Genomic DNA, 14,860 nt, shown 5'->3' on the forward strand with positions numbered 1-14,860 from the left:
CCGTTCCATCCCGACGGTGGCGCCCGGTGCGCCGCCGCCACCTAGCAAGCACGGAGTCAGATATGGCTGGTCATTCCAAATGGGCCAACATCAAGCACCGCAAGGAGCGCCAGGACGCCAAGCGCGGCAAGATCTTCACCAAGCTCATCCGTGAGCTGACCGTTGCCGCCAAGCATGGCGGTGGCAACCCGGCGGACAACCCGCGTCTGCGCCTGGCTGTGGACAAGGCGCTCACCGCCAACATGACCCGCGACACCATCGATCGCGCGATCGCCCGTGGCGCTGGCTCCAACGAAGCCGACAACATGGTCGAGCTGAGCTACGAGGGTTATGCGCCGAGCGGCGTGGCGATCATCGTCGAAGCCATGACCGACAACCGCAACCGCACCGCCGCTGAAGTGCGTCACGCCTTCAGCAAGTGTGGCGGCAACCTCGGCACCGATGGTTCGGTGGCCTATATGTTCGATCGCAAGGGCCAGATCAGCTACGCCCCTGGCGTGAACGAAGACGCCCTGATGGAAGCCGCGCTGGAAGCGGGTGCCGATGACGTGGTCGCCGCTGAAGACGGCTCGGTCGAGGTGTACACCTCCTTCGCCGACTTCCTCAGCGTCAACGAAGCGCTCACCGCCGCTGGTTTCAAGGGCGACGAGGCGGAAGTGGCGATGATCCCCTCGATCAGCGCACCGATCACCGATGTGGAAACCGCACAGAAGGTGTTGAAGCTCATCGACATGCTCGAAGACCTCGACGACGTGCAGAACGTCTACAGCAACGTGGACATCCCCGACGATGTGATGGCCCAGCTGGGCTGACACGAAAAAGCCGGAGCCGACGCTTCGGCTTTTTTACTTGGGCACCTGATATAGAGCGCCAATGACCCTGATCCTCGGTATCGACCCTGGTTCGCGCATCACCGGTTACGGCGTGGTTCGCGATACCGGGCGCGGCTGTGAATACATCGCTTCCGGCTGCATCCGCACCGGCAGCGGCGAGCTGCAGGAGCGCCTGCTGATCGTCTTCCGTGGCGTGCGCGAGGTCATCCAGACCTACGGGCCGGTGACCATGGGCATCGAAAAGGTGTTCATGGCGCGCAACGCCGACTCCGCCCTCAAGCTGGGCCAGGCTCGCGGTGCCGCCATAGTCGCGGCCAGCGAGGAAGGGCTGGAGGTTGCCGAGTACAGCGCCAGCCAGGTCAAGCAGGCCATTGCCGGCACCGGCGGCGCTGACAAGCAACAGGTGCAGATGATGGTCATGCACCTGCTCAAGCTGGTGCAGAAGCCGCAGATCGACGCCTCCGACGCCCTGGCCATCGCCCTGTGCCATGCGCATCACCGGCAGAGCCTGATTCCCCACGGCCTGGCCACCGCCAAGCGCCGTGGCGGGCGGCTCCGTTTGTAACCCCATATAAGGACGCACTTCGTGATTGGACGTTTGCGTGGCACCCTGGCGGAAAAACAGCCGCCGCACCTGATTCTCGATGTCAACGGCGTCGGCTACGAGCTGGAAGTGCCCATGACCACCCTCTACCGCCTGCCCTCGACCGGTGAGCCCGTGACCCTGCACACCCATCTGGTGGTGCGTGAGGATGCGCACCTGCTCTACGGCTTCTTCGAGAAGCGCGAGCGTGAGCTGTTCCGTGAGCTGATCCGTCTCAACGGCGTTGGCCCGAAGCTGGCCCTGGCGCTGATGTCCGGGCTGGAAGTGGATGAGCTGGTGCGTTGCGTGCAGGCCCAGGACACCTCGACCCTGGTGAAGATCCCCGGTGTGGGCAAGAAGACCGCCGAGCGCCTGCTGGTGGAGCTGAAGGACCGTTTCAAGGCCTGGGAAACCATGCCGAGCATTTCCACCCTGGTGGTGGAGCCGCTCAAGGCTGCCGCCTCCAGCGCCGAAAACGATGCGCTCAGCGCCCTGATCTCCCTGGGCTTCAAGCCCCAGGAAGCCAGCCGTGCCGTTGCAGCCATCAAGGAAGAAGGGCTTTCCAGCGAAGAACTGATCCGCCGTGCCCTGAAAGGAATGGTGTAACACCGCATGATCGAAGCAGACCGCCTGATAACCGCCAGCAGCCGCGACCGCGACGAGCAGCTGGACCGGGCCATCCGCCCGCTGAGCCTCGCCGACTATGTCGGCCAGCCGACCGTGCGTGAGCAGATGGAACTGTTCATCCAGGCGGCCCGCGGGCGCAGCGAGGCGCTCGATCACACGCTGATCTTCGGCCCGCCGGGCCTGGGCAAGACCACCCTGGCCAACATCATCGCCCAGGAAATGGGCGTCTCGATCAAGAGCACGTCCGGCCCCGTGCTGGAGCGCCCGGGTGACCTGGCGGCGCTGCTGACCAACCTCGAGTCCGGCGATGTGCTCTTCGTCGACGAAATCCACCGCCTGTCGCCCATCGTCGAAGAAGTGCTGTACCCGGCGATGGAGGACTTCCAGCTCGACATCATGATCGGCGAGGGGCCGGCGGCCCGCTCGATCAAGCTCGACCTGCCGCCCTTCACCCTGGTCGGCGCCACTACCCGCGCCGGCATGCTGACCAACCCGCTGCGCGACCGCTTCGGCATCGTCCAGCGCCTGGAGTTCTACAGCACTGCGGACCTGACCAGCATCGTCACCCGCTCTGCCGGCATCCTCGGCTTGCACATCGAGCCGGAGGGCGCCTTCGAGATCGCCCGCCGCGCCCGTGGTACGCCGCGTATCGCCAACCGCCTATTGCGACGGGTGCGCGATTTCGCCGAAGTCCGTGGCCAGGGGCAGATCACCCGGGTCATTGCCGACCAGGCGCTCAACCTGCTGGACGTCGACGAACGTGGCTTCGACCACCAGGACCGGCGTCTGCTATTGGCGATGATCGACAAGTTCGACGGTGGCCCGGTAGGCGTCGACAACCTGGCGGCGGCGATCAGTGAGGAACGTCACACCATCGAGGATGTTCTCGAGCCCTATCTGATCCAGCAGGGCTACATCATGCGCACGCCGCGTGGGCGTGTGGTCACCCGTCATGCCTACCTGCATTTCGGGTTGAACCTGCCCAAGCGCATGGTCGAGCCGCCCGCTGATGATTTCTCCGGGGCGGGGGACGAATAAGGGAAATCGCTGTCGAAGCGAGCGGCGGGGGCCGGGATGAAAAAAAACAGTTACCCGGCCCGATTGGCAACCTTTGGAGTAAGCACTAGAGTATGCGCGCGCAAAATGGGGCCCAGCCTTTCGTGCATCGGAGCCGCGTCTATTACGAAGACACCGATGCCGGTGGCATCGTCTATTACGTCAACTACCTCAAGTTCATGGAACGGGCTCGAACCGAATGCCTGCGGAGCCTGGGCTTTGCCCAGTCCGAGCTGGTCGGGGAGAACCTGTTGTTCGTCGTGCACTCGGCCGAGGCGCGTTATCACGCCCCCGCCAGGCTCGACGACGAGCTGACCATCAGCGCCGAAGTGATCGAATTGAACCGTGCCAGCCTGCGCTTTCGTCAACAGGTGAGGCGGGCTACGGATGATGCGCTGCTCTGTGAAGGGCAGTTCCTGGTGGCCTGTGTGCGCGCCGACAGTTTGAAACCCCGGGCGATCCCCGAAGCGCTGCGTTCAGCCTTCGCCGCCGTACCGGGCCAATCCCCTGCAGGAGACTAAGCGTGGAAGCCAACGTCGTCGACCATACCTCCATGTGGAGCCTGATCAGCAACGCCAGCATCGTGGTGCAACTGGTCATGCTCACTCTGGTGGCCGCCTCGGTCACCTCGTGGATCATGATTTTCCAACGCAGCAATCTGCTGCGCGCGGCCAAGAAGTCCCTCGTGTCCTTCGAGGAGCGTTTCTGGTCGGGCATCGACCTGTCCAAGCTGTATCGCCAGGCCGGTAGCAACCCGGACCCGGATTCCGGCGTCGAGCAGATCTTCCGTGCCGGCTTCAAGGAGTTCTCCCGCCTGCGCCAGCAGCCTGGCGTAGACCCGGATGCGGTGATGGAAGGCGTGGCCCGCGCCATGCGTGTGGCCATCTCCCGTGAGGAAGAGAAGCTCGAGCAGAGCCTGCCGTTCCTCGCCACCGTCGGCTCCACCAGCCCCTACATCGGCCTGTTCGGCACCGTCTGGGGGATCATGAATTCCTTCCGCGGCCTGGCTCAGGTGCAGCAGGCGACCCTGGCCACCGTGGCCCCCGGCATTGCCGAGGCGCTGATCGCTACAGCCATCGGCCTGTTCGCGGCGATCCCGGCGGTCATCGCGTACAACCGCTTCGCCGCGCGTGGTGAGACCCTGATCAGTCGCTACTACACCTTCGCCGACGAGTTCCAGGCCATCCTGCACCGCAAAGTGCACACCAGCGACGAATAAGACGCAGGTTCAATAGAGGACAGGTTTCACGCCATGGCCAGAATTCGCCACAAACGCAAGCCGGTTGCCGAGATGAACGTGGTGCCCTACATCGACGTGATGTTGGTGCTGCTGGTCATCTTCATGGTGACTGCGCCCATGCTCAACCAGGGCGTCAAGGTCGACTTGCCGAAGGTCTCCAGCGAGGCGCTGCCCCAGGACAACGATTCCCGGGTGCTGACCATCTCCATCAAGGCCGACAAAAGCTACTACTGGAACATGGGCGAGGAAGTGGACCCGGACCAGGGCAAGGCCAGCGAGACGTCCAGCACATTGCCGCAGCTGGTCCAGGCGGTCACGGCGATCATGAGCCAGAACACCAGCCAGGGTAAGAAGGTCCAGGTCTTCGTGCGTGGCGACAAGGCCGTCGACTACGGCTCCGTGATGGCCGTCATGGGCGGCCTGCAGCAGGCCGGCGTGGGTAATGTCGGGCTGATCACCGAGGCGCCCTGATGCAGCAGCAGAGCGAACGCTCCCCATCGGAAAGCTACTTCTGGCCCGCGGTCTGGGCCATAGGCTTGCACGTGCTGATCTTCGGCACGCTGTTCGTCAGTTTCGCCTTCACTCCTGAACTGCCGCCGGCGCGCCCCATCGTGCAGGCTACGCTGTATCAGCTGAAATCGCAGAGCCAGGCGACCACCCAGACCAACCAGAAGATCGCCGGCGAAGCCAAGAAAGCCGCTGCTCCGCAGTACGAAACCGAGCAGATGGAGCAGAAGAAGGCCGAGCAGCAGAAGCTGGAGCAGCAGAAGGTCGCTGCCGCCAAGGCTGCGGAACAAAAGAAAGCCGACGAAGCTCGAAAAGCGGAAGAGGCGGCCGAAGCCAAGAAGGCCGACGACGCCAAGAAAGCTGAGGAGGCCAAGAAGCAGCAGGCCGACATCGCCAAGAAGAAGTCCGAAGAGGAAGCCAAGAAAAAGGCTGCCGAAGAGGCCAAGAAGAAAGCCGCTGAAGAGGCGAAGAAGAAAGCTGCAGCCGAGGCCGCCAAGAAGAAGGCTGCCGAGGATGCGAAGAAGAAGGCCGCCGCCGAAGCCGCGAAGAAAAAGGCAGCGGAGGAGGCCAAGCGCAAATCGACCGAAGACAAGAAGGCTGCGGCGCTCGCCGACCTGCTGTCCGACACCGTGGAGCGTGAGCAGACCCTGGCCGATGAAGTGGGCGACCAGGTTGCCGGCAGCCTCGATGACCTGATCATCAAGCTGATCAGCGAGAACTGGCAGAAGCCGCTGTCGACCCGTCCGGGCATGAGTGTCGAGCTGCTGATTCAGATGCTGCCGGATGGCACCGTCACCAACGCCAGCGTCACCCGTTCAAGTGGCGATGGGCCCTTCGACAGCTCCGCGGTGGCCGCGGTACGCAGCGTCGGGCGCATCCCTGAAATGCAACAATTGGATCGCGCTACCTTTGACAGGATGTACAGGCAGCGTCGCGTCGTCTTCAAACCGGAGGATTTAGGTCTGTGAACACTCTGATACGTATCGTCCTGCTCGGCCTGACCATGCTGGTCGGTACCGTGCAGGCCGCTGATCCGCTCGTGATTACTGGCGGTCGGGACAGTGCAACACCCATCGCCGTCGTGCCCTTCGGCTGGCAAGGCGGTAACGTCCTGCCCGAGGACATGTCCGAGATCATCGGCAATGACCTGCGCAACTCCGGCTTCTTCGAGCCCATCCCGCGGCAGAACATGATCAGCCTGCCGACCCAGGCCAGCGAAGTGATCTACCGCGACTGGAAAGCCCTTGGCGCCCAATACGTGCTAGTGGGCAACATCGCTCCGGCTGGCGGCCGCCTGCAAGTGCAGTTCGCCCTGTTCAACGTCGCCACCGAGCAGCAGGTGTTCGCCGGCAGCGTCAGCGGCTCCACCGACCAGCTGCGCGACATGGCGCACTACGTGGCCGACCAGTCCTTCGAGAAGCTCACCGGCGTGAAGGGTGCGTTCTCCACCCGCATGCTCTACGTGACCGCAGAGCGTTTCTCGGTGAACAATACCCGCTACACCCTGCAACGCTCGGACTATGACGGCCAGCGCGCCGTGACCCTGCTGCAGTCGCGTGAGCCGATCCTCTCGCCGCGCTACGCGCCGGATGGCCGCCGCATCGCCTATGTCTCCTTCGAGCAGAAGCGTCCGCGCATCTTCATCCAGCACGTCGACACCGGCCGTCGCGAGCAGATCACCAACTTCGAAGGCCTGAACGGTGCGCCGGCCTGGTCGCCGGAGGGCAATCGCCTGGCGTTCGTGCTGTCCAAGGACGGCAACCCGGAGATCTACGTGATGGACCTGGGCAGCCGTCAGCTGCGCCGCGTCACCAATCACATGGCGATCGACACCGAGCCGTTCTGGGGCGCCGATGGCCAGACCATCTATTTCACCTCGGATCGCGCCGGCAAGCCGCAGATCTACAAGACCAACATCAACGGCGGCGAGCCGCAGCGCGTGACCTTCGTGGGCAACTACAACGCCAACCCGAAGCTCTCAGCTGATGAAAAGACCCTGGTGATGATCCACCGCCAGGACGGCTTCACCAACTTCAAGGTGGCGGCCATGGACCTGGTGCGTGGCGGTGCTCCGCGCATCCTTTCCGGCACCACTCTGGATGACTCGCCCACTGTTGCGCCAAACGGCACCATGCTAATCTACGCCACCCGCCAGCAGGGCCGGGGAGTCCTGATGCTCGTGTCCACAAACGGGCGCGTGCGACTCCCGATTCCAACCGTTCAAGGCGATATCCGCGAACCGTCCTGGTCGCCGTACCTGAACTGACGCGGTATCCACTATTGTTTTGCTAAACACACTGGGGCTCATTAGGAGTTACATGATGGAAATGATTAAATTCGGTAAGTTCGCTGCTCTGGCTCTGGCCATGGCTGTTGCAGTTGGTTGCTCCTCCAAGGGCGGCGACGATTCCGGCCAGGGCGCTGTAGACCCGAACGCTGGCTACAACAGCGGCAACAGCGGTGTTGACGGCAGCCTGAGCGAAGAAGCTGCTCTGCGCGCCATCACCACCTTCTACTTCGAGTACGACAGCTCCGACCTGAAGCCGGAAGCCATGCGCGCTCTGGACGTACACGCCAAGGACCTGAAAGGCAACGGCGCTCGCGTCGTTCTGGAAGGCCACACCGACGAGCGCGGCACCCGCGAGTACAACATGGCTCTGGGCGAGCGTCGTGCCAAGGCCGTTCAGCGCTACCTGGTTCTGCAGGGCGTTTCCCCGGCTCAGCTGGAACTGGTTTCCTACGGTGAAGAGCGTCCGGTTGCCACTGGCAACGACGAGCAGTCCTGGGCTCAGAACCGTCGCGTCGAACTGCGTAAGTAATTCGATATGCGTAAGTGCCGTCATGCTTTGACTGTATTGGCCCTCAGCAGCCTGCCCCTGGCCGCCTTTGCTGAGGTTCCCGTGGTGGACGGAAACGATGCCGGTTACGGCAACAGTTACCCGCCCGCTGGTTATGGCACGACTGGCGCCTATGCCGGATCCGGGGCTTCGGCCCCGGTGTCCGCGCAAGGCGAGCTGTTCATGCAGCTGCAACAGATGCAGGAAGAGACTGCCCGCCTGCGCGGGATGGTCGAAGAACAGCAGAACGAGATCCAGCAGCTCAAGCGTGAATCGCTGGAGCGATACCAGGATCTGGATAGCCGCTTGAATGCGGGCGCAGCGGGCGCACCAGCCGCACAACAGAATCCCCCTGCCGATGGCGCGATCAACGCCGCCGGCACCCCCTCGGCTCCGGCACAACAGCCGGCGGCCAGCACCGAACCGGGCGATCCGGCGAAGGAAAAGCTGTACTACGACGCCGCCTTCGACCTGATCAAAGCCAAGGATTTCGACAAGGCCAGCCAGGCCTTCGGCGCGTTCCTGCGCAAGTACCCCAACAGCCAGTACGCCGGCAACGCGCAGTACTGGCTGGGTGAGGTGAACCTCGCCAAGGGCGACCTGCAGGGCGCCGGCCAGGCCTTCGCCAAGGTCAGCCAGGTTTATCCGCAGCACGCCAAGGTGCCGGATTCCCTCTACAAGCTCGCCGACGTCGAGCAGCGCCTGGGCAACACCGACAAGGCCAAGGGCATCCTCAAGCAGGTCGTCGCCCAGTACCCGGGCAGCTCCGCCGCCCAGCTGGCGCAGCGGGACCTTCAGCGCCTGCCCTGATCCACGCCCCGAGCATCGATTAACCCGCGCCTGTCGCGGGTTTTTTCGTTTAGAATCGCCGCCCTCATATTTTCTTCCAGCAACGGAGGCGGATGGCCTGTTTAGCCGTCACGCCCGTGGCCCTTATGCAACAGACCCTGCGACTGACCGAGATCTTCTACTCGCTGCAGGGGGAGACGCGTACCGCCGGCTTGCCGACGGTATTCGTGCGCCTGACCGGCTGTCCCCTGCGCTGCCAGTACTGCGACACCGCCTACGCCTTCAATGGCGGCCAGATCCACACCCTGGACGACATCCTCGCCCAGGTGGCCGCCTACAAGCCCCGCTACGTCTGTGTGACGGGTGGTGAGCCGCTGGCGCAACCCAACTGCATCCCGCTCCTGCAACGGCTCTGCGATGCCGGCTACGAGGTTTCCCTGGAGACCAGCGGAGCCCTGGATATCGCCCCCGTGGACACCCGCGTCAGCCGTGTCGTCGACCTGAAGACGCCGGGCTCCGCCGAAGTCGGGCGCAACCGCTACGAGAACATGGCCCAGCTGACCCGCAACGACCAGGTGAAGTTCGTCATCTGCTCCCGCGAGGACTACGACTGGGCCGTGTCCAAGCTGATCGAGTACCGCCTGGAGCAACGCGCGGGTGAAGTGCTGTTCTCGCCCAGCCACCAGCAGGTGAGCGCGCGGAACCTGGCGGACTGGATAGTGGCCGACAACCTGCCGGTGCGCCTGCAGCTGCAATTGCACAAGATCCTCTGGAATGACGAGCCGGGACATTGATATGAGCGACAAGAAAGCGGTAATCCTCCTTTCCGGCGGCCTGGACTCCGCCACCGTAGTGGCCATGGCCCGCGCCGAAGGCTACGCCTGCTACACCATGAGCTTCGACTACGGCCAGCGTCACCGTGCCGAGCTGCAGGCGGCCGAACGCGTGGCCCGCCAGTTGGGTGTGGTCGAACACAAGGTGATTGGCCTCAATCTCGATGGCATCGGTGGCTCTGCCCTGACCGACAGCAGCATCGATGTGCCGGAAGCCCCTACCGAAGGCATCCCGGTCACCTACGTGCCGGCACGCAACACCGTGTTCCTGTCCCTCGCCCTGGGGTGGGCCGAAGTACTCGGCGCGCGGGATATCTTCATCGGCGTCAATGCCGTGGACTATTCCGGTTACCCGGATTGTCGCCCCGAGTTCGTCGAGGCCTTCCAGCGCATGGCCAACCTGGCGACCAAGGCCGGGGTGGAAGGGGATGGTTTCCGCATCCAGGCGCCGCTGCAGAACCTCAGCAAGGCGGATATCGTCCAGGCGGGCATGAAGCTTGGCGTCGACTACGCTTTGACGGTGTCCTGCTACCAGGCTGATGACGAAGGCCGCGCCTGCCGCAAATGCGACAGCTGCCGCCTGCGTGCAGCCGGCTTCGAAGCGGCTGGGGTGCAGGATCCTACGAGATATTTCTGAAATATTTTCGGTGGGGTGTTGAATTCCTGAATAAAATCAGTATTATGCGCTCCGCGTCGGGTCGTTAGCTCAGTCGGTAGAGCAGTTGGCTTTTAACCAATTGGTCGTAGGTTCGAATCCTACACGACCCACCATACAAGGCTCCGCGAGGAGCAATGGAAGCGGGAAGATCGAAAGGTCTTCCCGCTTTTCGTTTGTCCGCCGAAAAGTATGGTCCCCCCTCATCGGGGGACGGATGGCCTCTCCCGCAGCCATGCCCATTGGCGTTAATCTGCGTTATCATCCGCGCCCCGAACCGCATGGCCCCTGGCTTGGCGGGGCGGTGACCCAACAGGCTTTCGCGCAGTGCGCTCGCAGGTCCCGCAGACATGTCTCATCTCTCCGAACGTTTTCTCGTCCAGGCCCATCTCGCCGCCAAGCAGCCCCGGCAGCTTTCGGCCGATGAAGAGGCGCAGCTGCGTGCAGACATCGCCGCCGAGCTGAAGGCGCAGGATGCAGTGCTCGTTGCCCACTACTACTGCGACCCGGTGATCCAGGCCCTGGCCGAGGAAACCGGTGGTTGCGTGTCCGACTCGCTGGAGATGGCCCGCTTCGGCAACCAGCATTCGGCGAAGACGGTGCTGGTGGCAGGCGTGCGCTTCATGGGCGAGACGGCGAAGATCCTCAACCCGGAAAAGCGCGTGCTGATGCCGACCCTGGAAGCGACCTGCTCCCTGGACCTGGGTTGCCCGGTGGACGAGTTCTCGGCGTTCTGCGACCAGCATCCGGAGCGCACCGTGGTCGTCTACGCCAACACCTCCGCGGCGGTGAAGGCCCGGGCCGACTGGGTGGTGACCTCCAGCTGTGCGCTGGAGATCGTCGAGAGCCTGATGGACAACGGCGAGAAGATCATCTGGGCGCCGGACCAGCACCTGGGCCGTTACATCCAGCGCGAGACCGGTGCCGACATGCTGCTCTGGGACGGTGCCTGCATCGTCCACGAGGAGTTCAAGGCCAAGCAGCTCGAAGACATGAAGGCGCTGTACCCGGAGGCGGCCATCCTGGTCCACCCGGAATCGCCCGAGGCGGTCATTGAACTGGCCGATGCGGTGGGTTCCACCAGCCAGCTGATCAAGGCCGCGCAAACCCTGCCGAACAAAATGTTCATCGTCGCCACCGATCGCGGCATCTTCTACAAGATGCAGCAGCTGTGCCCGGACAAGCAGTTCATCGAAGCGCCTACCGCCGGCAATGGCGCTGCCTGCCGCAGTTGCGCGCACTGCCCCTGGATGGCCATGAACACCCTGGAGCGCACCCTGCAGTGCCTGCGCGAAGGCAGCAACGAAATCTTCGTCGATGCCGCGCTGGTGCCCCGGGCGATCAAGCCGCTCAAGCGCATGCTCGACTTCACTCAGGCCGCACGGTTGAAGCTCGCCGGCAACGCCTGATCGGCACGCACAAAAAAGCCCGGACCTGTCCGGGCTTTTTCGTGTGCGCTTGCTGTCAGCGCATCATCTGCTTGATGGTCTTCTGCTGCTCGATCATCTCCTGCTGGCGTGCATCGATGCGCGAGGCGAGCGGGAAGTTGTTGGTGGCGCGGCGCTTGGCGAAATCCAGCTGTTCGATGGCCTGGTCGTAGTCGCCGACCAGGGCGAAGAACTCTGCGCGCGCCTGGTGCAGGCCGATGGTGTTGCCGGCCAGCCCGCGTACTTCGGCCACCTGGTACCAGACGTCCGGGTCGTTGGGCCGGGACTTCACCAGGCCGTCGAGGATCTTCTCCGCTTCCTGGGGTTTGTTGAGCTTGAGCATCAGGTCGCTGCGCGCCTGCTTCAGCGGGTAGTTGTTGGGGTACAGGCCCAGCAGTCGGTCGACCCGTTTCTGCGCGTCCGGCAGGCGGTTGGCGGTGATGTCCAGGTCCACCTGGGCGAGGTTGTAGACGATCTCGTTGGGCGACTTGGCCAGCAATTGCGCCAGGCCTTCACGCGCCTCGTTGAGCTGGCCGTTCTTGATCTGCGCAATGGCCAGGCCGTAACGCGCGGCATCCAGCTTGGGGTCGGCGTCGAGCATGGCGCGGAAGCGCTTGGCGGAAATCCCCGGGGTTTCCTCGAACATCAGTTGCACGCGGGCGCGCATCAACTGGTAGCGCAGGCTGTTCTCCACGCCGCCCGGCGGCGCCTGTTCGGCACGGTTGCGGGTGTCGGCGATACGCGACTCGGTCACCGGGTGGGTGAGGAGGAATTCCGGCGGCTTGGAGTCGTAGCGGTACTGGCGCATCAGGCGCTCGAACATGTTGGGCATGGCGCGGGGGTCGTAACCGGCCTTTTCCAGGTTGAGCAGACCGATGCGGTCGGCTTCCTGTTCGTTCTGCCGGGAGAAGCGGCGCTGCTCCTGGATCGCGGCGGCCTGGGTCGACATGATCGCCGCCATGCCTGCGTCACCGGCGCCTGCAGCGGCGGCGACGATACCGGCCAGCATGGCCGCCATCACCGGGATCTGCATGCGTTGCTGGGCTTCGATGCCGCGTGCGAAGTGGCGTTGCGACAGGTGAGCCAGTTCGTGGGCGAGAACCGAGGCGTACTCGGCTTCGTTCGGTGCATAGAGGAACAGGCCGCCGTTGACGCCGACGATGCCGCCCGGCGCGGCGAAGGCGTTGAGCTGCGGGCTCTTGAGCAGCACGAATTCCAGGCGACGGTCCTGCAGCTGGCTGGTTTCGGCCAGGCGGTAGACGCTGGTTTCGACATAGTCCTTGAGCTGTGGGTCCGGGAGTTGTTCCACCTGGCCGCGCAGCAGGCTGAGCCAGGCGCGGCCCAGCTGGTGTTCCTGTTCCGGGGAGACGATGGCCGAACTGGAGTCGCCGAGGGACGGCAGGTCATCGGCCATCACGGGCGATGCGAGGAGGCAGGCAAGCGTCAGCAGAGTGGGGCGCAGCGGATTCATGCACAGGGCTCTTGTCGGCAAAGCGCTAACTGTAGCCTCCCGCCCGGTCGGCTGGCCAGGGTTGCGCGGGCTTCTGTATCCTAGGCGCCCTCCTGGAGAACACCCATGACAGACGCCACCGGCGCTCCCGATACCTTCGACGCCGAACTCGACGCCAGCGGGCTCAACTGCCCCTTGCCGCTGCTCAAGGCCAAGCTGGAACTCAACCGTCTGGCGAGTGGCGCAGTGCTCAAGGTCACCGCCACCGATGCCGGTTCGCAACGCGACTTCCGCGCCTTCGCCCGCCTCGCCGGCCACTTGCTGCTGCACGAGGAAGAGCAGGGCGGAACCTATCGCTACTGGCTGCGCAAGGCCTGAATTTCTCCGCTTACCAAGGAACTCCGATGTTCAAGGTGCTTCGCGATTGGGTGCAGCGCTACTTCTCCGATGAAGAAGCGGTGGTACTGGCGGTCTTCCTGGTCCTGGGCTTCACCCTCGTCCTCACCCTCGGCAACATGTTGGCGCCGGTCCTGGCGGGTCTGGTGCTGGCCTTCCTGATGCAGGGGGTGGTGAATTTCCTCGAGCGCCTGCGCATGCCCGAGACGCTGGCCGTGTGGCTGGTGTTCGCGCTGTTCATCGGTGCCCTGGCGCTGTTCCTGGTGGTGCTCATGCCGCTGCTCTGGCAGCAGCTCAGCACCCTGTTCAACGAGCTGCCGCGCATGCTCGGCGAGTGGCAGTCGCTGCTCCTGCTGCTGCCCGAGCGCTACCCGCACCTGGTCACCGACGAGCAGGTGCTCAATGCCATCGAGGTGACCCGCAGCGAGATCGGCAAGTTCGGCCAGTGGGCGTTGACCTTCTCGCTCTCCAGCCTGCCGCTGGTGGTCAACCTGATGATCTACCTGGTGCTGGTGCCGATCCTGGTGTTCTTCTTCCTCAAGGACCGCGAGCTGATCCAGCGCTGGATGAGCGGCTACCTGCCGCGCGAGCGGGCGCTGATGACCCAGGTCTGGCGGGAAATGCACCAGCAGATCGCCAACTACATCCGCGGCAAGGTGATCGAGATCGTCATCTGCGGCGGCGTGACCTACGTCGCCTTCGTCTCTCTCGGGCTCAACTATGCGGCGTTGCTGGCCCTGCTGGTCGGCCTTTCGGTGGTGGTGCCCTACATAGGCGCGGTGGTGGTGACCGTGCCGGTGGCCCTGATCGCGCTGTTCCAGTGGGGCTGGGGCGACCAGTTCATCTACCTGATGGTGGTTTACGGGGTGATCCAGGCGCTGGATGGCAACATCCTGGTGCCGTTGCTGTTCTCCGAAGCGGTGAACATGCACCCGGTGGCGATCATCTGCGCGGTGCTGCTGTTTGGCGGGCTCTGGGGCTTTTGGGGGATCTTCTTCGCCATCCCCCTGGCGACCCTGTTCAAGGCGGTGCTGGATGCCTGGCCGCGCAGCGGACCCCTGCGGGAAGGGCCATCACCGCTGATGTGAGTGCACATGAAAAAGGCCGCGATCGCGGCCTTCTTTCATTGCGTCTGCATTACGCCTGGACTCAGCCCTTGTTCAGCGCCTGCGCGGCGGCGAGCACGGCATCCACATGGCCGGGGACCTTCACGCCACGCCACTCCTGGCGCAGCACGCCGTCCTTGTCGATGAGGAAGGTGCTGCGGTCGACGCCCATGTATTCCTTGCCATAGAGCTTCTTCAGCTTGATCACGTCGAACAGCTGGCAGACCGCCTCGTCCTTGTCGGAGATCAGCTCGAAGGGGAACTCCTGCTTGCACTTGAAGTTCTCGTGGGACTTCAGGCCATCGCGGGAGACGCCGAAGATCACCGTGTTGGCTGCTGCGAAGGCGCCATGCTGGTCACGGAAACCCTGGCCTTCGGTGGTGCAGCCCGGGGTGCTGTCCTTCGGGTAGAAATAGATCACTACCTGCTTGCCCTTGAGGGCGGAGAGGGTCACCTGCTGGCCGCTGGTGGCGGGGGCGGTGAAGTCGGCGACCGGTTGGTCGATGGCTACGGCCATGTCT

Annotated in this window: 18 protein-coding genes and 1 tRNA gene; 17 read left to right on the plus strand and 2 right to left on the minus strand. The window is 63.8% G+C overall.

Translation table 11 applies throughout. From position 1 onward, the window contains the following. Positions 1-62: 62 nt before the first annotated feature. The 15 genes from RTW82_RS16430 (at position 63) to nadA (ending at position 11,369) form a co-directional block, all read left to right on the plus strand. Positions 63-812 (plus strand): YebC/PmpR family DNA-binding transcriptional regulator, encoded by a 750-nt coding sequence (locus tag RTW82_RS16430; RefSeq protein WP_021221427.1) that lies wholly within the window; start codon positions 63-65, stop codon positions 810-812. Positions 813-873: 61 nt separating this feature from the next. Further along, on the plus strand, positions 874-1,398 hold the full coding sequence (ruvC, locus tag RTW82_RS16435; RefSeq protein WP_021221426.1) for a crossover junction endodeoxyribonuclease RuvC: 525 nt from the start codon (positions 874-876) through the stop codon (positions 1,396-1,398). Between the two features lie 21 nt (positions 1,399-1,419). Beyond that, the gene (gene ruvA, locus RTW82_RS16440) at positions 1,420-2,022 is read left to right on the plus strand and encodes a Holliday junction branch migration protein RuvA (protein WP_031288464.1); all 603 of its coding nucleotides are present in this window, start codon (positions 1,420-1,422) and stop codon (positions 2,020-2,022) included. A 6-nt stretch (positions 2,023-2,028) separates the two neighbouring features. Further along, positions 2,029-3,081, plus strand: a complete 1,053-nt coding sequence (ruvB, locus tag RTW82_RS16445) for a Holliday junction branch migration DNA helicase RuvB (protein ID WP_184487739.1) — start codon at positions 2,029-2,031, stop codon at positions 3,079-3,081. Between the two features lie 92 nt (positions 3,082-3,173). Further along, the gene (ybgC, locus tag RTW82_RS16450) at positions 3,174-3,620 is read left to right on the plus strand and encodes a tol-pal system-associated acyl-CoA thioesterase (protein WP_021221423.1); all 447 of its coding nucleotides are present in this window, start codon (positions 3,174-3,176) and stop codon (positions 3,618-3,620) included. A gap of 2 nt (positions 3,621-3,622) precedes the next feature. Next, positions 3,623-4,318, plus strand: coding sequence for a protein TolQ (gene tolQ / locus RTW82_RS16455; protein ID WP_021221422.1), 696 nt, complete (start codon positions 3,623-3,625; stop codon positions 4,316-4,318). Between the two features lie 33 nt (positions 4,319-4,351). Further along, complete coding sequence (tolR, locus tag RTW82_RS16460) at positions 4,352-4,810, plus strand: protein TolR (RefSeq protein ID WP_021221421.1); 459 nt, start codon at positions 4,352-4,354, stop codon at positions 4,808-4,810. Continuing rightward, a complete protein-coding gene (gene tolA, locus RTW82_RS16465) occupies positions 4,810-5,814 on the plus strand; it encodes a cell envelope integrity protein TolA (protein ID WP_316925735.1) in 1,005 nt (334 codons plus the stop codon). Before tolR ends, tolA begins: the two co-directional genes overlap by 1 nt. Further along, positions 5,811-7,112 (plus strand): Tol-Pal system beta propeller repeat protein TolB, encoded by a 1,302-nt coding sequence (gene tolB / locus RTW82_RS16470; protein ID WP_316925736.1) that lies wholly within the window; start codon positions 5,811-5,813, stop codon positions 7,110-7,112. Before tolA ends, tolB begins: the two co-directional genes overlap by 4 nt. A gap of 55 nt (positions 7,113-7,167) precedes the next feature. Beyond that, positions 7,168-7,665: a peptidoglycan-associated lipoprotein Pal gene (gene pal, locus RTW82_RS16475; protein WP_111263836.1), complete on the plus strand. Its 498-nt coding sequence runs from the start codon at positions 7,168-7,170 to the stop codon at positions 7,663-7,665. Between the two features lie 6 nt (positions 7,666-7,671). After that, positions 7,672-8,493 carry a tol-pal system protein YbgF gene (ybgF, locus tag RTW82_RS16480; RefSeq protein ID WP_271658695.1) on the plus strand — a complete coding sequence of 274 codons (822 nt, stop codon included), beginning with the start codon at positions 7,672-7,674 and terminating at the stop codon, positions 8,491-8,493. Positions 8,494-8,618: 125 nt separating this feature from the next. After that, a complete protein-coding gene (queE, locus tag RTW82_RS16485) occupies positions 8,619-9,266 on the plus strand; it encodes a 7-carboxy-7-deazaguanine synthase QueE (protein WP_316925737.1) in 648 nt (215 codons plus the stop codon). Position 9,267: 1 nt separating this feature from the next. Continuing rightward, a complete protein-coding gene (gene queC, locus RTW82_RS16490; protein ID WP_021221415.1) occupies positions 9,268-9,942 on the plus strand; it encodes a 7-cyano-7-deazaguanine synthase QueC in 675 nt (224 codons plus the stop codon). A 58-nt stretch (positions 9,943-10,000) separates the two neighbouring features. Then, positions 10,001-10,076, plus strand: a tRNA-Lys gene (locus tag RTW82_RS16495). A 234-nt stretch (positions 10,077-10,310) separates the two neighbouring features. Next, positions 10,311-11,369: a quinolinate synthase NadA gene (nadA, locus tag RTW82_RS16500; RefSeq protein ID WP_043243095.1), complete on the plus strand. Its 1,059-nt coding sequence runs from the start codon at positions 10,311-10,313 to the stop codon at positions 11,367-11,369. A 55-nt stretch (positions 11,370-11,424) separates the two neighbouring features. Here nadA and RTW82_RS16505 read toward each other — a convergent pair whose 3' ends face one another. Then, positions 11,425-12,858: a M48 family metalloprotease gene (locus RTW82_RS16505; protein ID WP_021221413.1), complete on the minus strand. Its 1,434-nt coding sequence runs from the start codon at positions 12,856-12,858 to the stop codon at positions 11,425-11,427. A gap of 105 nt (positions 12,859-12,963) precedes the next feature. Between RTW82_RS16505 and RTW82_RS16510 the strand changes: the two genes are divergently transcribed. Then, positions 12,964-13,215 (plus strand): sulfurtransferase TusA family protein, encoded by a 252-nt coding sequence (locus RTW82_RS16510; RefSeq protein ID WP_316925738.1) that lies wholly within the window; start codon positions 12,964-12,966, stop codon positions 13,213-13,215. A gap of 26 nt (positions 13,216-13,241) precedes the next feature. Then, the gene (locus tag RTW82_RS16515) at positions 13,242-14,321 is read left to right on the plus strand and encodes an AI-2E family transporter (RefSeq protein ID WP_021221411.1); all 1,080 of its coding nucleotides are present in this window, start codon (positions 13,242-13,244) and stop codon (positions 14,319-14,321) included. A gap of 61 nt (positions 14,322-14,382) precedes the next feature. On the opposite strand, the gene RTW82_RS16520 is transcribed toward RTW82_RS16515, so the two are convergent. Further along, the gene (locus RTW82_RS16520) at positions 14,383-14,856 is read right to left on the minus strand and encodes a peroxiredoxin (protein ID WP_263399918.1); all 474 of its coding nucleotides are present in this window, start codon (positions 14,854-14,856) and stop codon (positions 14,383-14,385) included. Positions 14,857-14,860 lie beyond the last annotated feature (4 nt).

Source organism: Pseudomonas sp. zfem005 (assembly GCF_032621735.1).
GTDB lineage: Bacteria > Pseudomonadota > Gammaproteobacteria > Pseudomonadales > Pseudomonadaceae > Metapseudomonas > Metapseudomonas solani.